At 63.3% G+C, this 18,971-nt stretch carries 18 protein-coding genes; 5 read left to right on the top strand and 13 right to left on the bottom strand.

Annotation, left to right across the window (positions count from 1 at the left end):
* Positions 1-190 precede the first annotated feature (190 nt).
* Positions 191-883, top strand: coding sequence for a metallophosphoesterase (locus ACMGGN_RS08825; protein ID WP_115274737.1), 693 nt, complete (start codon positions 191-193; stop codon positions 881-883).
* Here ACMGGN_RS08825 and ACMGGN_RS08830 read toward each other — a convergent pair.
* Together ACMGGN_RS08830 and ACMGGN_RS08835 are read right to left on the bottom strand one after the other, a co-directional pair.
* Positions 864-1,478, bottom strand: a complete 615-nt coding sequence (locus tag ACMGGN_RS08830) for a LysE family translocator (RefSeq protein ID WP_046786142.1) — start codon at positions 1,476-1,478, stop codon at positions 864-866. The two genes, ACMGGN_RS08825 and ACMGGN_RS08830, sit on opposite strands and share 20 nt — an antisense overlap.
* Positions 1,479-1,556: 78 nt before the next feature.
* A complete protein-coding gene (locus ACMGGN_RS08835) occupies positions 1,557-2,387 on the bottom strand; it encodes an AraC family transcriptional regulator (protein WP_115274739.1) in 831 nt (276 codons plus the stop codon).
* Between the two features lie 130 nt (positions 2,388-2,517).
* Between ACMGGN_RS08835 and ACMGGN_RS08840 the strand changes: the two genes are divergently transcribed.
* A complete protein-coding gene (locus ACMGGN_RS08840) occupies positions 2,518-3,141 on the top strand; it encodes a LysE family translocator (RefSeq protein ID WP_046786144.1) in 624 nt (207 codons plus the stop codon).
* A 9-nt stretch (positions 3,142-3,150) separates the two neighbouring features.
* On the opposite strand, the gene ACMGGN_RS08845 is transcribed toward ACMGGN_RS08840, so the two are convergent.
* The 11 genes from ACMGGN_RS08845 to ACMGGN_RS08895 all read right to left on the bottom strand — a co-directional run bounded on the left by ACMGGN_RS08845 (position 3,151) and on the right by ACMGGN_RS08895 (position 15,275).
* Positions 3,151-3,426 carry a peptidylprolyl isomerase gene (locus ACMGGN_RS08845; protein WP_046786145.1) on the bottom strand — a complete coding sequence of 92 codons (276 nt, stop codon included), beginning with the start codon at positions 3,424-3,426 and terminating at the stop codon, positions 3,151-3,153.
* A 36-nt stretch (positions 3,427-3,462) separates the two neighbouring features.
* The gene (locus tag ACMGGN_RS08850; RefSeq protein ID WP_174141165.1) at positions 3,463-5,424 is read right to left on the bottom strand and encodes an acetoacetate--CoA ligase; all 1,962 of its coding nucleotides are present in this window, start codon (positions 5,422-5,424) and stop codon (positions 3,463-3,465) included.
* 71 nt (positions 5,425-5,495) lie between these two features.
* Positions 5,496-5,975 carry a serine protease inhibitor ecotin gene (eco, locus tag ACMGGN_RS08855; RefSeq protein WP_237858498.1) on the bottom strand — a complete coding sequence of 160 codons (480 nt, stop codon included), beginning with the start codon at positions 5,973-5,975 and terminating at the stop codon, positions 5,496-5,498.
* Positions 5,976-6,030: 55 nt separating this feature from the next.
* Positions 6,031-6,801 (bottom strand): 3-hydroxybutyrate dehydrogenase, encoded by a 771-nt coding sequence (gene hbdH / locus ACMGGN_RS08860; protein WP_281869980.1) that lies wholly within the window; start codon positions 6,799-6,801, stop codon positions 6,031-6,033.
* Positions 6,802-6,812: 11 nt separating this feature from the next.
* Entirely contained in the window at positions 6,813-8,204 is a 1,392-nt protein-coding gene (locus ACMGGN_RS08865) for a GntP family permease (protein WP_125924104.1), read from the bottom strand.
* 220 nt (positions 8,205-8,424) lie between these two features.
* Positions 8,425-9,807, bottom strand: coding sequence for a sigma-54 interaction domain-containing protein (locus tag ACMGGN_RS08870; protein WP_119687064.1), 1,383 nt, complete (start codon positions 9,805-9,807; stop codon positions 8,425-8,427).
* A gap of 35 nt (positions 9,808-9,842) precedes the next feature.
* Positions 9,843-10,859 carry an ABC transporter permease gene (locus ACMGGN_RS08875; RefSeq protein WP_046786151.1) on the bottom strand — a complete coding sequence of 339 codons (1,017 nt, stop codon included), beginning with the start codon at positions 10,857-10,859 and terminating at the stop codon, positions 9,843-9,845.
* Positions 10,859-11,917, bottom strand: a complete 1,059-nt coding sequence (locus ACMGGN_RS08880; RefSeq protein WP_251962711.1) for a microcin C ABC transporter permease YejB — start codon at positions 11,915-11,917, stop codon at positions 10,859-10,861. Before ACMGGN_RS08880 ends, ACMGGN_RS08875 begins: the two co-directional genes overlap by 1 nt.
* Positions 11,914-13,839, bottom strand: a complete 1,926-nt coding sequence (locus ACMGGN_RS08885; RefSeq protein ID WP_414156673.1) for an extracellular solute-binding protein — start codon at positions 13,837-13,839, stop codon at positions 11,914-11,916. Before ACMGGN_RS08885 ends, ACMGGN_RS08880 begins: the two co-directional genes overlap by 4 nt.
* A 13-nt stretch (positions 13,840-13,852) precedes the next feature.
* Positions 13,853-14,134, bottom strand: a complete 282-nt coding sequence (locus tag ACMGGN_RS08890) for a peptidylprolyl isomerase (RefSeq protein WP_039602126.1) — start codon at positions 14,132-14,134, stop codon at positions 13,853-13,855.
* 79 nt (positions 14,135-14,213) lie between these two features.
* Positions 14,214-15,275: a 3-deoxy-7-phosphoheptulonate synthase gene (locus ACMGGN_RS08895; RefSeq protein WP_046786152.1), complete on the bottom strand. Its 1,062-nt coding sequence runs from the start codon at positions 15,273-15,275 to the stop codon at positions 14,214-14,216.
* A 651-nt stretch (positions 15,276-15,926) separates the two neighbouring features.
* Between ACMGGN_RS08895 and benA the strand changes: the two genes are divergently transcribed.
* The 3 genes from benA to benC all read left to right on the top strand — a co-directional run bounded on the left by benA (position 15,927) and on the right by benC (position 18,852).
* Entirely contained in the window at positions 15,927-17,285 is a 1,359-nt protein-coding gene (benA, locus tag ACMGGN_RS08900) for a benzoate 1,2-dioxygenase large subunit (protein ID WP_414156674.1), read from the top strand.
* Complete coding sequence (gene benB / locus ACMGGN_RS08905) at positions 17,282-17,767, top strand: benzoate 1,2-dioxygenase small subunit (protein ID WP_174141167.1); 486 nt, start codon at positions 17,282-17,284, stop codon at positions 17,765-17,767. Before benA ends, benB begins: the two co-directional genes overlap by 4 nt.
* Before the next feature lie 71 nt (positions 17,768-17,838).
* Entirely contained in the window at positions 17,839-18,852 is a 1,014-nt protein-coding gene (gene benC, locus ACMGGN_RS08910; protein ID WP_414156675.1) for a benzoate 1,2-dioxygenase electron transfer component BenC, read from the top strand.
* Positions 18,853-18,971 lie beyond the last annotated feature (119 nt).

An 18,971-nucleotide genomic window follows, 5' to 3' on the forward strand; every position in this document is an offset into this window, starting at 1 on the left:
GGATCACCTGTTCCAGTGAAGGGTATTTCAGGAGGCCGCGGGCGTGGCGAAACATTGGCGAAACCAGTTCGAACTGCGCAGGTGCTGTGCCTTGTGCCATGCTGTTGGTTGATAGGGCCATGAGCACGTCATGGACGAGAGCGGTACCCATCATCCGCTCCCCAACGTGCGGCAACAGAGGAACAATGCAATGAGCCGGTTTCGGCGGGTAGCCGCCAACAGCCACGGGCGTGACCTGGCTGTTGGCGATATTCACGGGCATTTTCGGCGCCTGGAGCAGTGCCTGGAGGCGGTAGGGTTCGACCCTGCGGTGGATCGGCTATTCAGTGTTGGTGATCTGGTCGACCGCGGGCCGCACAGTATCGAGGCCCTGACGTGGCTGACCAAGCCTTGGTTCCATGCCGTGCAGGGCAACCATGAGTCGCTGGCCATCACCTGCCTGTACGGTGGGCGGCTGGATCTGGACATGTATCGGGCAGCGGGCGGCGGCTGGTTTCTCGATCTGCCAAAGGATGAGCAGGCGGTTTTCGTCGAACAGTTCCTGCAGTTGCCGATAGCCATGGAAGTACAGACAGAGGCCGGGTTGATTGGCGTGCTGCATGCCGACAGCCCTTTTGCAGACTGGGCCGAGCTGCGCGCCAGTCTGCTGGAGGATGATGACCCGGGGGTGCGTGAAGTCTGCCAATGGTCGCGCCGGCGGCTCAAAGAAGGGGATACCGGCGCCGTCGAAGGCGTGCGTGCCCTGCTGGTGGGCCATACGCCGGTGCTCCAGGCCAAACGGTTGGGTAACGTCTGGCACCTGGACACCGGTGGTTGGGCAAGTGGCCATTTCAGCCTGATGGACTTGGCCAGCCTGGTGCTGCTCAACCCTGCACCAGGCTGAAAAGCAATGCACCTGCCAGTGCAATCAGCATCATCCCCGAGGCCCGCTCCAGCCAGGGCAGGGCATGAGAAAAGCGCCGTAGCAGGCGCTTGTTGCCGATGGCCGCTGCCACCAGCAAATCCCACAGCAGAACGATGGTGAACATCCAGGCGCCATAGGCCCACTTCCAGGCAGCACCGCTGTTGGCGACCATGCTGGCGAGGCTGGCGTAGAACAGTGCGTTCTTGGGGTTGAGACCGCCAGATACCAGGCCCATGCCCAGCCCTCGCCACCAGCCGCTCACTGCCCCTAGGGTATCCACCGCAGCCAGGCCGGACTGCCCGGCATGGCGCAGGAACAGCGCGCCTATATAAAGCAGGTAAACCGCGCCGGCCAACTGCAAGGCGATGAACACCGGGCTGCCTTCTTGCAGTACCGCCAGGCCCGCGAAGGCCAGGCTGATGAACAGGCCATTGGCCAGAGCGATGCCCAGGCAGGTGCCACTGGCGACGCGCCAACCGGCGCTGATCGAGGTACGAGCGACCAGAAAGAAGTCCGGGCCTGGGGAAAGCAGGGCCAGGAAGTGGGCGAGCGCGACGATCAGAAACTGCTCCATGGTGCGGGCTATCTCGAGTGATAAAGCCGCAGTGTGGAGGCGGGGCAGGACCAGGTATTGAAGATTATTGCGGGTTGCTTAGGGCCTCTGATCCAGACGCAGCCGATATTGCCCCGGCGTCACGCCCACATGCGCCTTGAATACCCGCTGAAAATGGCTCTGATCGGCAAACCCCAGTCGATAGGCCACCTCGGCCAGCGCCAGCCCGTCGCGCAGCAGCCGCCGGCCCCGGTTGATGCGGGCATTGATCAGGTAGGCATGCGGCGTCAGCCCGGTGGCCGCGCGGAACGCACGGATCAACTGATAACGGCCAAGCCCTGCTTGCCGGGCCAGCACTTCAAGACTCAAGCGGGCCGGGTCTTGAGCTTCGATGCACTCGATCAGGCCACGCAGGGCCGGCATGCCCAATGCTGGCGCTGGCGCAGCCGCCAGGTGAGGATGCTGGGCAAAATCATGATCACCCATGAAGGCGATCAGTGCGGCTTCCTTTTCGCCGCTGCTCGCACCCGAGAACAGCAATTCATTCAACCCGCAGAACGCGCGGTACAACGCAGGCAGCCGGCTGATGCGCGCCGGCGCCCCCGGCCCGGCCGCGTCGAGCCCCGACTCCAGGCGCAGCTGCGCAAGCCACTGGGCCTCGACATGCAGCATCTGGTAGCTCCATGCCTGGCCGGGCTCGGGGTTGCAGGCATGCACCCGCTGCGCCGGCACCAACACCAGCGTGCCTGGGGTCAGCCGCTGCTGCCCATCACCTGCGCCAGTGAAGACGCTGCACCCCGCATCCACCGCGCCGATGGAGAATGTCGGGTGGCTATGAGCCTTGTAACAGGCGCGGCTGTGGCAGGCCCGGCGGCTTTCCACCCAGGGCAGGGCCGGATCGCGCCAGAGTGAGGAGCGGGTAGGGTGCATGCTGGAGCCCTCGTTGAGGCTGGCAGCTTAACAGCGCCGAACGCGCTGCCGTACAGTTTTTCCCTGTGGCTGTACCTTGACCGGTACCGCTCAAGCATCGACATTGGCGGCAGATTTCCAGGAGAACGAAATGGACCTGTCGAGCCTGCTGTTATTCATCCCCGCCTGCTTCGCCCTGAACATGGCACCGGGGCCGAACAACCTGTTGTCGTTGCACAATGCCAGCCGCTATGGCCTGCGTACCGCATGCGTGGCAGGTGGCGGGCGCATTCTCGCCTTCAGCGGCATGATTGCCCTGGCGGCGATGGGCCTGGCGGTGGTGCTGCACACCAGTGAGTACCTGTTCCTGGTGATCAAGGTGGTGGGTGCGGCCTACCTGTTCTACATCGCCTGGCAGCTGTGGCGCGCTCCGGTGGGCGAGGCGCTGGTGGCGAGCGAGCAACCGCGTGGCGTTTGGCGCCTGGCGCGGCAGGAGTTCTGGGTGGCCGCAGGCAACCCGAAAGCGATCCTGATTTTTACCGCCTTCCTGCCGCAGTTCGTCTCGGTGGGCAGCCCCACCCCGGTCAGTGAGCAGTTCCTCTGGCTGGGGGTACTGTTCCTGCTCCTGGAGTGGGCGGCGATTGCCATCTATGCCGGCCTTGGCGCCTACCTGCAGCGCTGGTTCAGCCAGCCGGGGCCGCGCCGGCTGTTCAACCGGGTCAGCGCCTGCCTGCTCGGTTGCGCTGGCCTCGGTTTGCTGGCCGCACGCCGTTAACGGCGCTGTTCAGTCGCGGTAGAAGGTCTGCACCAGGTGATAGCCGAACTTGCTCTTTATCGGCCCGTGCACCACACGCAGGGGTTTCTTGAAAATCACCTGGTCGATCGCCCCCACCAGCTGCCCCGGGCGCACTTCGCCCAGGTCGCCGCCACGCTTGCCTGAAGGGCAGGTGGAAAACTTCTTGGCCAGCACGTCGAAGGCCTCGCCATTGGCGATGCGCTGTTTGAGCTTTTCGGCCTCCTCAGCGGTCTTGACCAGGATGTGGCGGGCTTGAGCTTTCATGGGACACCTGTGCTTCTGGGTGAAAAAAGGGCGCCATTATGCCTGAACGTGCAGCTCCGTGCGGTCACGAAAAAACTCAAGTGCTTCCGGGTTGGCCAGCGCGTCGGTATTTTTCACGGGTAACCCGTGCACCACATTACGCACCGCCAGCTCCACCAGCTTGCCGCTGATGGTACGTGGAATATCACTGACCTGCAGGATCACCGCCGGTACATGGCGCGGCGTGGTGTACTGGCGGATCACCTGGCGAATGCGCTGTTGCAACGGCTCATCGAGCGCCAGGCCATCACGCAGACGCACGAACAGCACGACGCGCACATCGCCTTTCCATTGCTGGCCGATGGCGACACTTTCCAGCACCTGCTCGACCTTTTCTACCTGCCGATAGATTTCCGCCGTGCCGATACGCACACCACCGGGGTTGAGCACGGCATCGGAACGCCCATGGATCACCATGCCGCCTGTGGTGAGCTGCTCGGCGTAGTCGCCCTGCGCCCAGACACCGGGAAACTGGCTGAAGTAGGCCTCGCGGTAGCGGCTGCCATCGTTGTCGTTCCAGAACCCCCGGGGCATCGACGGGAAGTGGCGGGTGCACACCAACTCGCCTTTTTCACCGGTCACCGGCTGGCCGTGCTCATTCCACACTTCTACCGCCATGCCCAGGCCCTTGCAGGCAATTTCGCCACGGCGTACCGGCAGCGTCGGGTTGCCCAGCACGAAGCAGGACACGATATCGGTACCACCGGACATGGACGCCAGGCACAGATCGGCCTTTATCTTGCGGTAAACGTAGTCGTAACTGTGCGGCGACAGCGGTGAGCCGGTGGAGAGGATCAGGCGCAGGCTGGCCAGTCGATGACTGCGTGCCGGCTCCAGGCCTTCCTGTTCAAGTGCGGCCAGGTACTTGGCGCTGGTACCGAAGGCCTGGATGCCTTCGGCGTCGATCAGGTCGAGCAGGCGCTCAGGCCCCGGGTGGAAGGGGGAGCCGTCATACAGCACCAGAGTGGCCCCTACTGCCAGGCCACTGGCCAGCCAGTTCCACATCATCCAGCCGCAGGTGGTGTAGTAGAACAGCACGTCATCGGCCTTGAGGTCATTGTGCAGGCCGTGTTCCTTGAGGTGTTGCAGCAGGACACCGCCGGCGCTGTGGACGATGCACTTGGGCACGCCCGTGGTGCCGCTGGAATAGAGGATGTACAGCGGGTGATCGAACGGTAAGGGGGTGAAGCCTGGCTCACCTCCTGCCTGGTAGAAGTCGCCCCACAGGCTGACCTTGGCAGGGGTAGTGAATTCGTCGGCCTGGGTGTCCGGCCGCGTGTAGGGCACCACGATCAGTTGCTGCAGCCCGGGCAACTGCGCGCAGACCTGGTTGATCTTGTCGACCTGGTCGATCTGCTTGCCGGCGTACTGGTAACCGGCACAGACGATCAGCAGCTTGGGCTCGATCTGGCCGAAACGGTCGATGATGCCGTGCAGGCCAAACTCCGGCGATGACGTCGACCAGACGGCGCCTAGGCTGGTGCAGGCGAGCATGGCCACGAGGGTTTCCCAGGTGTTGGGCATCACTGCGCCAATGCGGTCACCTGGCTCGATACCGGCATTTTTGAAGGCCTTCTGCAGCCCGGCTACCTCAGCGGCCAGTTGCGCGTGGCTCAGTGAGCGGCGCTCGCCGTCTTCGCGCACGGCCGTCACCGCAGTGTGATCGTCACGCCGGCGTAGCAGGTGTTCGGCGAAGTTGAGGGTGGCCTTGGCGAACCACCGAGCATCGGGCATCTGTGCACCTTCGCTCAGTACCTGGCTGGGTGGGCTATGCCACAACACCTGGAAATAGTCGGCAATGGATTCCCAAAAAGCGGCGCGCTGCTCGATGCTCCAGTTGTGCAGTGCTGCGTAATCATTGAGCTGCAGGTTGTAGCGCAGGTTGATCCAGCGGCGAAAGGCATCCATTCGGCTGGCCTCGATTTGCGCCGCAGCAGGACACCAAAGCACATCATTCATGCCATACCTCCCATTGCCAAGACGCGCTTGATCGCCAGCTTGCCGTCGATCAAGCACCGCTACGCTTCAATTTACTCCACCTTGGCCTGTTGCACGTCCTGCGATGCCGACCACACGCGGTAACGCACTTGCACGCCATCAGGCACATACACCACGACAGGCAACTTGCTGTTGTAGCGCAGCAGGAAGCCTTCACCGACCACCGGCACGAACGCCTCGGTCTTTTTGCCATCCGGGCAGGCCATCAGGGTACTGGCCGGCCCGCCGACCTTGTCCAGGCGGTAATAGCTGTAACCCCAGCCTTGGAGGGTGTGTTCCTCCAGGCTGCCGGCCAGGCGCTGGCGGTTACAGTCCACCTGCAGCGTCTTGCCAGCCAGAATTTCCAGCTTGTAGGCTTGCTCGTCGGGTTGTGCGGGCAGGTGGATGACCTGCCGGGTAAAGCCTTTTTCAGCCTCGGGGTAAGGCGCGATGTCCTTCAGGCTGGCGGCCGTCGCTGGGGCAGTGGCCGCCAGGGTCAGGGCCAGGATCGCGGACAGGGGGGTTGGGCGCATAGGGCCTCCTTGCAGTTGAACGATGGCAAGACCCGCACCAGGCCCAGGCCGCCCATCACTGGGCCAGCCAGCCACCATCGACATTCCAGGCGGCGCCGCGGACCTGGCTTGCGGCCTCGCTGCACAGGAATAGTACCAGCTCGCCCAGGTGTTCAGGAGTGACGAAGGCCAATGAAGGTTGCTTCTCGGCCAGCAAGTCCGCTTGGGCCTGCTGCGGGTCGACACCCTTGGCGGCGCGTTCGTCGATCTGCTTTTGCACCAGCGGGGTCAGCACCCAGCCCGGGCAGATGGCGTTGCAGGTGACATTGCCGGTAGCGGTTTCCAGCCCCACCACCTTGGTCAGGCCGACCACGCCGTGCTTGGCTGCCACATAGGCGGCTTTGCCGATGGAGCCGACCAACCCGTGCACCGAGGCGATATTGACGATTCGCCCCCAGTTACGCTCACGCATGCCCGGCAGCGCCAGTCGCGTGCCATGGAACACCGCCGACAGGTTCAGGGCGATGATCTTGTCCCAGCTTTCCAGCGGAAACTGCTCGACCGGCGCCACATGCTGGATGCCCGCATTATTGACCAGGATGTCGACGCCGCCGAAGGTCTGCTCGGCAAACGCGAACAATGCTTCTATCTGGGCCACCTCGCCAAGGTCGGCCGGATGGTGCGCAGCCTTCACCCCATGCTGCGTAACCTCGGCCAGAGCCGGTGCCGGGTCGCCGAAACCGTTGAGCAGGATGTTGGCGCCAGCGCGGGCCAGCACCTGGGCGATGCCCAGGCCGATGCCGCTGGTGGAACCGGTGACGAGTGCAGTCTTGCCTTTGAGGGTCATGCAAAAGCTCCTTAGACGATGCCGGTGGCGTAGAACGTGGCGATGACCACGAAGACCGCCAGGGTCTTGATCAGGGTAATACCGAAAATGTCCTTGTAGGCCTCGCGGTGGGTCAAGCCGGTGACGGCCAGTAAGGTGATCACCGCACCGTTGTGCGGCAGGGTGTCCATGCCGCCACTGGCCATCGCGGCCACCCGGTGCAGCACCTCGAGCGGGATGTTGGCGGCGTTTGCCGCAGCGATGAAGCTGTCGCCCATGGCCGCCAGGGCAATGCTCATGCCGCCAGAGGCGGACCCGGTGATGCCGGCCAGCAAGGTCACGGTGATCGCTTCATTGACCAGCGGGTTGGGGATGCCGCGCAGGGCGTCGGCCAGTACCAGAAAGCCGGGCAGCGAAGCGATCACAGCACCAAAACCGTACTCGGAGGCCGTGTTCATGGCGGCCAGCAAGGCGCCCCCGACGGCACTTTTGGTGCCTTCGGCCAGGCGCTCACGAATGGCGCCGAAGGCGCACACCAGCACCATCAGGATGCCCACCAGCAGCGCGGCCTGCACTGCCCAGATCGCCGTCAGCTTGGCCACGTCGCTGTTCACCGGCGCACTCATGCCCGGCAGTTGCAGGCTATGGCTGGCCCCATACCACTGCGGGATCCAGTGGGTGAACAGCAGGTTCATCACACCTACCAGTACCAGCGGCGAAAGCGCCAGCCATGGGTTGGGCAAGGTCAGATCGGCGGCGGTTTCCGGTTCGTTGCGCAGGTTGCTGCCATAGCCCTCGCCGGCGCGCTGGGCCTTGTTACGCTGGCGTTGCAGGTAAAGCATGCCGCTGCAGAACACGAACACCGTGCCAATCAGCCCCAACCAGGGCGCGGCCCAGGCGGTGGTGTTGAAGAAGGTGCTGGGGATGATGTTCTGGATCTGCGGGGTGCCGGGCAGGGCGTCCATGGTGAACGAGAAGGCGCCCAAGGCGATGGTTGCCGGGATCAGGCGCTTGGGAATATCACTTTGGCGGAACATTTCGGCGGCGAATGGGTACACCGCGAACACCACCACAAACAGCGATACCCCACCATAAGTGAGCAAAGCGCAAACGAGCACGATCACCAGCATGGCCTGGCGGGTGCCGAGCAGGCGGATGGCTGCGGCGACGATCGAGCGCGAGAAACCGGACAGTTCGATGAGCTTGCCGAACACCGCGCCAAGCAGGAACACCGGGAAGTACAGCTTGATGAAACCGACCATCTTTTCCATGAACACCCCGGTAAAGGCGGGCGCCACGGCGGCGGGGTCGGTCAGCAGCACCGCGCCGAGGGCGGCGATGGGAGCGAAGAGGATCACGCTGTAACCGCGGTAGGCGGCCAGCATCAGCAGGGCCAAAGCGGCGAGGGCGATGAGCACGGTCATCGGGTAGATCTCCTGGGTAGGTCTTTTTGTTATCGGTGACCGGGGATAGCGGGAATCGTGCCAACAGTTAACTTATTGATTCTTAAAGCATTTTGTTGAATTAAAGATTGCTGTGTCTCTTATTTGAGATTAGCTGCGGTAGCTATTGCTCCCAACTACGTTTCAGGGCAAAGCGCTCGCAGCAGTCTCTATTTTGAAACATCAGTCTCTAATAAGAGACTCATACTCCCAATGCCACTTTCTTCTTGTAGAACGTCGAACGCCCCAAACCCAATGCTTTGGCTGCTTCCACCACATTGCCGGCGTGTTCGGCCAACGTGTCGGCAATCAGTTTGCGCTCGAATTGCGCACAGGCATCGCGGTAGCTTTGCCTAACGGTAGTCGTGGCAAGCGGCGCCACCGGCCCTAGTGCCTCGCGCAAGTCCAAGGCGGTAAGGCGCGGCTGGTCTGCCAGCAGGGTTGCCCGTTCCAGCACGTTGCGCAGCTCACGGATGTTCCCTGGCCAGGCATGGCGTGCCAGCAATTGCAGCGCATCGGGCTCCAGCTCGAACTGGCTGCCCAGTTCGGCCAGGATCGCCTCGCATAACGCGGGCAGGTCTTCGAGGCGCTCGCGCAGCGGCGGTGCCTGGATTGGCAGTACATTCAGGCGGTAATACAGATCGGCGCGAAACGCCCCGCGGGCCATGGCCGCCTGCAAATCGATTGACGTGGCAGCGATGATGCGCACGTCGCTGCGCAGCATCTGGTTCGAGCCCACCGGTTCGTATTCCTTCTCCTGCAATACGCGCAGCAGTTTGCTTTGCAGGGCCAGGGGCATGTCGCCGATTTCGTCGAGGAACAAGGTGCCACCCTCGGCCAACTGCAACTTGCCGCTGCGCCCCTTACGGTCAGCGCCGGTAAAGGCGCCCGGGGCCGTGCCAAAGAACTCGGCTTCCAGCAGCGCCTCGGGGATCGCTGCACTGTTGATGCTGACAAAGGCTTTGTGCGCACGTGCCGAGGCTGCGTGAATGGCATGGGCCAGCAGCTCCTTGCCGGTACCGGTTTCGCCGAGCAACAACACCGGCGACTCGCTGGCCGCGCCACGCCTGGCACGGCGTTTGGCCTCAAGGCTCGCCGCGCTGCTGCCGACGAACTGGGCAAAACTGTATTTGGCTTGGCGCGCGCGCAGTTGCGAGCGTGTCGTGGCCAGTTCCTGCTGCATGCTCGAATAGCGCTTGAGCAGTGGCGACAGGCTGCGCAATTCGTCGAACAGGGCAAAGCCGATGGCACCGATAAGCGCCCCCTGGGCATCGTGGATCGGCAGGCGCATGACCACCAGTGGCTCCTTGGCGGTGTCGAGCATGTCCAGCAGGATCGGCCGGCCGTTACTCACCACCTCGCGCATCAGGCTGCCCGGTATCACCGTTTCGCATGGCTGGCCGATGGCACTGGCGGCATCGGCCAGGCCAAAACGGCGGGCATAGCGTTCGTTCATCCACACGATTCGCGCCTCGCGGTCGACGATCACCGTGCCCTCGCTGGACTGCTCGATGATTTCGAACAGCGAGCGGATCGCCAGTTGCCGTACCTGAGGATAGTCCTTGAGGGTATTGCTTTCTTGCATGGCAGTTCCCTGAAACCTGTGATGGCAGTACCAGCCTAAACTCTTGGGTCGAAGGCCTCGCGCAAGGCATCCCCGATAAACACCAGCAATGACAGCACCACCGCCAGCGCAAAGAACGCTGTGAAGCCCAGCCAAGGGGCCTCCAGGTGCTGCTTGCCCTGGGTGACCAGCTCACCCAGCGAAGCACTCCCGGCCGGCATGCCAAAGCCCAGAAAGTCCAGCGCGGTCAGTGTAGTGATGGCCCCGGTGAGCATGAACGGCACGTAGGTCAGCGTGGCGTTCATCGCATTGGGCAGGATGTGCCGCAGCATCACCTGGCTGTCAGGCAGGCCCAGCGCGCGGGCGGCTTTCACGTACTCCAGGTTGCGCCCGCGCAGGAACTCGGCCCGCACCACATCCACCAGGGTCAACCACGAGAACAGCGCCATGATCCCCAGCAGCCACCAGAAGTCCGGCTCGACGAAACCGCTGAGGATGATCAGCAGGTACAGCACCGGCAACCCCGACCACACCTCCAGCACGCGTTGCCCGAGCAGGTCCACCCAACCACCGTGGTAGCCCTGCAAGGCCCCGGCGATCACGCCGATCAGCACGCTGACCACCGTCAGGGCAAAGGCGAACAGCAGCGATACCCGGGTGCCGTACAACACCCGCGCGAGCACGTCGCGGCCTTGGTCGTCGGTACCCAGCCAGTTGCTGCTGCTCGGTGGGCTTGGGGTGGGTACCTGCAGGTCGTAGTTGGGTGTGTCGGCACTGAACGGAATTGGTGCGAACAGCATCCAGCCGCCCTGGCCCTCGATCAGCTGGCGGACATACGCGCTACGGTAGTCCGGCTGGAACGGCAGTTGGCCGCCGAACTGCTGCTCGCTGTAGCGTTTGAGCGCAGGCATGTACAGCTCGCCCTTGTAGCCAAGCAGCAAGGGTTTGTCGTTGGCGACGAGCTCTGCACCAAGGCTGAGCAGCAGCAGGCCTGCGAACAGCCACAACGACACCCAGCCACGGCGGTTGCGGCGAAAGCGTTGCAGGCGGCGACGCGAAACCGGCGAGAGCATCAGTGCGCCCTCGCGTCAAAGTCGATGCGCGGATCGAGCAAGGTATACGACAAGTCGCCGATCAGGCGGATCAGCAGGCCGGCCAGGGTGAAGATGAACAGCGTGCCGAACACTACCGGGTAGTCACGCGACACCGCTGCCTCGTAGCTCATGCGCCCGAGGCCATCGAGTGAAAAAATCACCTCGATCAGCAGGGATCCTGCGAAGAACACCGTGATCAGCGCCTGCGGCAAGCCTGCCAGCACCACCAGCATGGCATTGCGTAGCACGTGGCCATACAGGACGCGACGCTCGCTCAGGCCCTTGGCGCGGGCCGTGACCACGTACTGACGGGAGATTTCATCGAGGAAGGCGTTCTTGGTCAGCAATGTCAGTGTGGCGAAGCCGCCGACCACCAGTGCCCCCACCGGCAGCACCAGGTGCCAGAAGTAGTCGGCGACCTTGCCCAGCAGGCTGAGCTGGTCGAAGTTCTCCGAGACCAGGCCGCGTACCGGGAACCAGTTCAGCGAGGTGCCACCGGCGAACAGCACGATCAGCAGCAAGGCGAACAGGAAGGAGGGCAGAGCGTAACCGATCACGATCAGCGCACTGCTCCAGGCATCGAAGCGGCTGCCGTGGCGCACCGCCTTGCGGATGCCCAGCGGGATCGACACCAGGTAGGTGATCAACGTGGCCCAGAATCCCAGTGAAAGGGTCACCGGCAGCTTGTCCAGAATCAGGTCGGTGACCTTGGCGCCGCGGAAGAAGCTCTGGCCGAAATCCAGCCGTGCATACTGGCAGAGCATCAGCCACAGGCGCTCAGGGGCCGACTTGTCGAAGCCGTACTGGCGCTTGATCTCCTCGATCAGTTTCGGGTCCAGGCCCCGGGTGGCGCGGGATTCGCCATGAACCACGTCGGCCCGGGCGCCCGGTGCCCCGCCGCCGATGCCCTGCAGCCTGGCCACCGCCTGCTCCACCGGGCCACCGGGGGCCGCCTGGACGATGGCGAAGTTGACCAGCAGGATCGCCAGCAGCGTGGGGATGATCAGCAGCAGGCGGCGCAGGATATAGGACGTCATGGCGCAGCCTTCTGGCGCTCGGCCATCTGCGCGCTGGTCAGGGCGTTCGGGCTGATTTCCCACCAGCTGTCCAGCCCTTCGTCATAAGCAGGCTGGACCTTGGGCAGGCCGAAGCGGTTCCACCACACGGTCGAACTGCCTGGCGGGTAGTAGTTGGGGATCCAGTAGTAGTTCCACTGCAGCACACGGTCCAGCGCATGGGCGTGGCGCAGCATGTCAGCCTGGGTGTCGGCGCGCACCAGCCCGTCGATCAGGCTGTCCACCGCAGGGTCCTTGAGCACCATCAGGTTGTTCGAGCCTGGGTCGTTGGCTGCTGCAGACCCGAAGTAATTGTAGAGTTCGGCACCCGGTGAGAGGGTGGCCGGGTAGCCGGTGACGAGCATGTCGTAGTCGCGGGCCATCAGACGATTGACGTACTGGGCCGAGTCGACATTGCGGATGCTCAGGGTAACGCCGATCTGTGCCAGGTTACGCTTCCACGGCAGCAGCAAACGCTCAAGGCCGGCCTGGCCGTTGAGGAAGGTAAATGTCAGCGGCTGGCCCTCGGCGTTGACCAGGTGATCACCCTTAGGGTGCCAACCCGCCTGCTGCAGCAGGGCCAGGGCCTGCAGTTGCTGCGTGCGGATAATCCCCGAACCGTCGGTTGTGGGGGCTGTGAACACCTGGCTGAAGACTTCGCCCGGTACCTTGCCGCGCAGCGGCTCAAGCAGTTTCAGTTCATCGGCATCCGGCAATTCGCGCGCCGCCAGCGGGGTGTTGGAAAAAATACTCTGCTGGCGGATGTACAGGTTGCGCATCATCTGGCGGTTGCTCCACTCGAAGTCCCATAGCATGGCCAGCGCCTGGCGCACGCGGCGGTCCTTGAACTGCGGCCGGTCGAGGTTGAACACGAACCCCTGGGCGGTCTGTGGCTTGGCCGGGCCCAGGTGGGCGCGTTGCAGGCGGCCGTCATCCAGTTGTGCACCGTTGTAGCCGAGGGTGAAGGCTGTGGCCGAGAACTCACGGTTGTAGTCGTAGCCACCGCCCTTGAGCACCTGGCGCGCCACCTCGGTATCACCAAAGTACTCGACGCGAATGCGCTCGAAGTTGAAACGGCCGCGGCTGACGGGCAAGTCCTTGGCCCACCAGTGCCGGTCACGCTCGAAGGTGACGCTGCGGCCATTGTCGATCCGCCCGATGCGGTAGGGGCCGCTGCCGACCGGTTTGTCGAAGCCGGCGCCGTTGGCGAAGTCGCGGCTGTTCCAGTCGTGTTCGGGCAGGACCGGCAAACTGGCAAGGTCCAGGGGCAGGGTGCGGCCGTGGGGTTGCTTGAAATCGAAACGCACGCGGTGCGGGCCTTCGACAGTGACACCCGCCACATCGGCGAACTGGGTCCGGTATTTGAGGCTGCCCTCGCTCATCAGCTTGTCGTAACTGAAGCGCACATCCTCGGCACGCACGGGTTTGCCATCGGCAAAGGTGGCCCTGGGGTCGATGTAAAAACGTAGCCAGGCGTCTTGCGGGCCGCGTTCCATGCGCCGGGCGATCAGGCCATAGACGGTGTAGGGCTCATCGAATGAACGCACGGCCAGAGGGGCGTACAGCCAGCCATCGACCTGGCTGACGCCGATACCTTTGTCGATGTACGGCAGGATGTGGTCGAACTGACCGATTTCGGTGGCCGAGCGGCGCAGGATACCGCCCTTGGGGGCATCGGGGTTGACGTAGTCGAAGTGGCGGAACGTTTGGGCGTAGCGCGGGGCTTCACCGTAAACGGTGAGGGCGTGGGTCGGTTCGGCGAGGGCGGTAAAACCCATGCAGGCCAGCACGATCCCCAGAAACATCTGTGGGAGCGGGCTTGCCCGCGAAGAGGCCCGGCCAGGCAACGGCGTTGCCTGCACGGGCGCATTCGCGGGCAAAGCCGCTCCCACAGAGGTGGTCATGGTCAGCGTGGACTTAGTCCTGGCGGCTGGTCACTTCCAGCAGGTGGTAGCCGAACTGGGTCTTGACCGGGCCCTGCACGGTGTTGATCGGGGCGCTGAACACAACGGTATCGAATTCCTTGACCATCTGGCCTGGGCCGAACGAGCCCAGGTCACCGCCCTGGCGGCTGGACGGGCAGGTGGAGTTGGCTTTGGCGATTTCAGCGAAGTCGGCACCGGCTTCGATCTGGGCTTTGAGTTCGTTGCACTTGTCTTCGCTGCTGACGAGGATGTGGCGGGCAGTGGCGCGTGCCATGGGTACTACTCCTTGGGTGAAAAGGGCAAGCCTAGCGCACTTGCTTGGGAAATGTCTCGCAAGGCTTGCTGTACGCTTCCTACATACGCGCTGCGGCCTCACGCAGCAGGGTTTGTGTCGCTTCCCAGCCCAGGCAGCCATCGGTGATCGACACGCCGTACTTCAGCGGGCCCTTGCCCAAGGCCTGGCAACCGTCGAACAGGTGGCCTTCAAGCATCACCCCGACAATCGATGTGTCGCCGGCCAGGCGCTGAGCCAGCACGTCCTCGAACACTGCGGGCTGCCGTGCCGGGTCCTTGCCGCTGTTGGCATGGCTGCAATCGACCATGATCCGCGCCTGCAGGCCCGCCTTGGCCAGCCCTTGGCGGGCTTGGGCAATGCTGGTGCTGTCGTGGTTCGGGCCCTTGTGGCCGCCGCGCAGCACCAGGTGGGTATCCGGGTTGCCCAAGGTCTCGATGATCGCCGGGTAGCCTTGCGCATCCATACCGAAGTGGCGGTGCGCGGCGGCAGCGCTGCGCATCGCGTCGCACGCGATGGCGACACCGCCATCGGTACCGTTCTTGAACCCGACCGGTAACTCCAGGCCGCTGACCATCTCACGGTGAACCTGCGATTCGGTGGTACGCGCGCCAATCGCCGCCCAGCCCAGCAGGTCATCGAAGTAACCGGCGACCATCGGCTGCAGCAGCTCTGTGGCGATCGGCAGGCCGCGTTCGATCATGTTCAGCATCAAGCCACGGGACAGGGCGATGCCGCCATGCATGTCGTCGCTGCCATCGAGGTGCGGATCGTATGCCAGGCCTTTCCAGCCCACCGTGGTGCGCGGTTTCTCCACGTAGGCGCGCATCACCAACAGCAACTTGTCGTCGACTTCGCGGCTCAGGGCCGCCAGGCGGTCGGCATATTCAAGGGCCGAGCGTGGGTCGTGGATCGAGCAGGGGCCGACGACCACCAGCAGGCGCGGATCGCGGCCTTCGAGGATGGCGCGAATGGCCTGGCGCTGGGCCTGGACTTGCTGGGCGTGTTCGATTGAAAGCGGCATCTGCTGCTTGAGCAGGTGCGGGCTGGGCAGGCGACGGCTGACAGTGGTGTTGGCAGCGTTTGGCTGGGTCAGGGGCAGAGCGAGGTTCGAGGCTTGCATGGCGTAGGTTCCCTGGGCGGACGGCGGGTTCTGACCCGCGCAGTCGGCCCCTATCGAGGTGTTCGACTGATCGTTGAATTCAGATTGGCTGCAGCATTGCCACCGTGGACGGACCGGTCGGAGGCGGCAGGCTGGCCCGAGCGGGATTGGCTAAATCGCCAGGCGTAGGTGCTTGCGTAGTAATAGGTGGCGTAGTTCATGAAAGTGTCCTCAGTGTGAATCGGGAATGTTCAAAGGCCTGAAAAGCAAAACCCCCGGTCGGGGAGCCGACCGGGGGTTTGAGTATTCTCATGTTCGGCGGCCCCTCGAAGGTGGGCGCCGTGTAGGTATCAGCGGCGCCTAGTGGCTAAACCAATACCCAAAATAAAAGCAGGCAGCAGCCTTGCAGCCGGCAACGGCCAGCACAGGGCGCAGGTTGCGACCGGTGTGGTTGGCGTGGTTGCGGGTGTGTTTCGGCATGTTGCTCTCCAGTTGATGAGCCCGAGCTTACTTTAGGTGGCAGGCACCGTTCAATGAATAATTTGCCATGCACCTGATCAATTTCTTTTGCCTTGCAGAAAACGGATAGCGCTTTGCACCCAGCGGATATTGCCGCCCGCCGGCACGCCCTAACCTGAGCCGGTCTGAACAATAACAATGGAGACCCTGGCCATGTCCCTGGGATTCGACTACCTCAATGCCATGCTCGAGGACGACCGTGAAAAGGGCATCTACCGCTGCAAGCGCGAGATGTTCACCGACCCACGCCTGTTCGACCTGGAGATGAAACACATCTTCGAGGGCAACTGGATCTACCTGGCCCACGAAAGCCAGATTCCCGAGAAAAACGACTTCCTCACCCTGACCATGGGGCGCCAGCCGATCTTCATCGCGCGCAACAAGGACGGTGAGCTCAATGCCTTCCTCAATGCCTGCAGCCACCGCGGCGCCATGCTCTGCCGGCACAAGCGCGGAAACCGCGCAAGCTATACCTGCCCGTTCCATGGCTGGACCTTCAACAACAGTGGCAAGCTGCTCAAGGTCAAAGATCCGGGCAACGCCGGCTACCCCGACAGTTTCAACTGCGACGGCTCCCATGACCTGACCAAGGTTGCCCGGTTCGAATCCTACCGCGGCTTCCTGTTCGGCAGCCTCAAAGCCGATGTCAAGCCGCTGGCCGAACACCTGGGCGAATCGGCCAAGATCATCGACATGATCGTTGACCAGTCCCCCGAGGGCCTGGAGGTACTGCGCGGGGCCAGTTCGTACATCTACGAAGGCAACTGGAAGCTGACCGCCGAGAACGGCGCCGACGGCTACCATGTCAGCTCCGTGCACTGGAACTACGCGGCCACCCAGAACCAGCGCAAGCAGCGTGAAGCGGGCGAAGAGATCAAGACCATGAGCGCTGGTGCATGGGCCAAGCAGGGGGGTGGTTTCTACTCCTTCGACCACGGCCACCTGCTGCTCTGGACCCGCTGGGCCAACCCCGAAGACCGCCCGGCCTTCGAATGCCGCGAACAACTCGCCGCAGACTTCGGCCAGGCTCGTGCCGACTGGATGATCGAGAACTCGCGCAACCTGTGCCTGTACCCCAACGTCTACCTGATGGACCAGTTCAGCTCGCAGATCCGCATCGCTCGGCCGATATCGGTGAACAAGACCGAGATCACCATCTACTGCATCGCGCCCAAGGGCGAGAGCGCCGAGGCCCGTGCCAGGCGCATTCGTCAGTACGAAGACTTCTTCAACGTCAGTGGCATGGCCACCCCCGACGATCTCGAGGAGTTTCGCTCCTGCCAGACCGGTTACGGCGGTGGTACCGGCTGGAACGACATGTCACGCGGCGCGGCGCACTGGGTCGAGGGGGCCGACGAAGCCGCTCGCGAAATCGAGCTCAGCCCGCTGCTGTCTGGCGTGCGCACTGAGGACGAGGGCCTGTTCGTGCTGCAGCACAAGTACTGGCAGGACACCATGCTCAAGGCCCTTGAGGACGAGCAGCAACTGATCCCTGTGGAGGCCGTGCAATGAGCCTTCATGAGACCGTGCGCGACTTCCTGTACCGCGAAGCGCGCTACCTGGACGATGCACAGTGGGACCAGTGGCTGGAAATGTATGCCAGCGATGCAAGCTTCTGGATGCCCGCGTGGGATGACGACGATTGCCTCACCACCGACCCGCAAAGCGAGATCTCGTTGATCTGGTACGGCAACCGTGGCGGCCTCGAGGACCGGGTGTTCCGCATAAAGACCGAGCGTTCCAGTGCGACCGTGCCCGACACCCGCACCTCGCACAACATCAGCAACATCGAGATCGTCGAGCAGGGTGAGGGCTACTGCCAGGTGCGCTTCAACTGGCACACGCTGAGTTTTCGCTACAAGACCACCGACAGCTACTTCGGTACGAGCTTCTACACCCTGGACCTGCGCGGCGAACAGCCGCTTATCAAGGCCAAGAAGGTGGTGCTGAAGAACGACTACGTGCGCCAGGTCATCGACATCTACCACATCTGAACCGAGGTTACGCGAACGGCCCGGTGTGCCCCAATGGCGCGCCGTGGCCAGGTTCGCCCGCGAGGTGCAACATGAGCTTCCAGATCGCGCTTAATTTCGAAGACGGGGTAACCCGCTTCATCGAGGCCAGCGGCCATGAAACCGTCGCCGACGCCGCCTACCGCCAGGGCATCAATATCCCGCTGGACTGCCGCGATGGCGCCTGCGGTACCTGCAAGTGCAAGGCCGAATCCGGCCGTTATGACCTGGGCGACAACTTCATCGAAGACGCCCTCAGTGAAGACGAAATCGCCGAAGGCTATGTACTGACCTGCCAGATGCGCGCCGAAAGCGACTGCGTGGTACGCATCCCGGCGTCTTCGCAACTGTGCAAGACCGAACAGGCCAGCTTCCAGGCCGCCATCAGTGATGTGCGCCAGTTGTCGGCCAGTACCATCGCCCTGTCGATCAAGGGTGAATCGCTGAACAGGCTGGCTTTCCTGCCGGGGCAGTACGTCAACCTCACGGTGCCCGGCAGCGACCAGAGCCGCGCCTACTCCTTCAGTTCGTTGCAGAAGGACGGTGAAGTCAGCTTCCTGATTCGCAACGTGCCGGGCGGGCTGATGAGCAGCTTCCTCACCAGCCTGGCCAAGGCCGGCGACAACATGAGCCTGGCCGGGCCCTTGGGCAGCTTCTACCTGCGCCCGATCCAGCGCCCTTTGCTGCTGCTGGCTGGTGGCACGGGCCTGGCCCCGTTCACGGCGATGCTGGAGAAGGTCGCCGAACAGGGTAGCGAGCACCCCCTGCACCTGATCTATGGGGTGACCAACGACTTCGACCTGGTCGAGCTGGACCGTTTGCACGCCCTGGCTGCGCGCATCCCCAACTTCACCTTCAGCGCCTGTGTGGCCAACCCCGAAAGCCTCTACCCGCAAAAGGGTTACGTCACCCAGCACATCGAGCCGCGCCACCTCAATGATGGCGATGTCGACGTGTACCTGTGCGGCCCGCCACCGATGGTCGAGGCGGTCAGCCAGTACATCCGCGAGCAGGGCATCACCCCGGCCAACTTCTACTACGAGAAGTTCGCGGCAGCGGCGGCCTGAGTTTCCTTGGGGCCGCCCCATCGTGCGGGTGAAGGTGGCCTCCTTTTCTTCCAAAGCCGGCAGTTGGGCCTGAGAGCACCGCTGTACCTGTGGAAGCCGGCTTGCCGGCGATGGGTCCA

The sequence above is a fragment of the Pseudomonas sp. BNK-30 genome (assembly GCF_047456185.1).
GTDB lineage: Bacteria > Pseudomonadota > Gammaproteobacteria > Pseudomonadales > Pseudomonadaceae > Aquipseudomonas > Aquipseudomonas putida_E.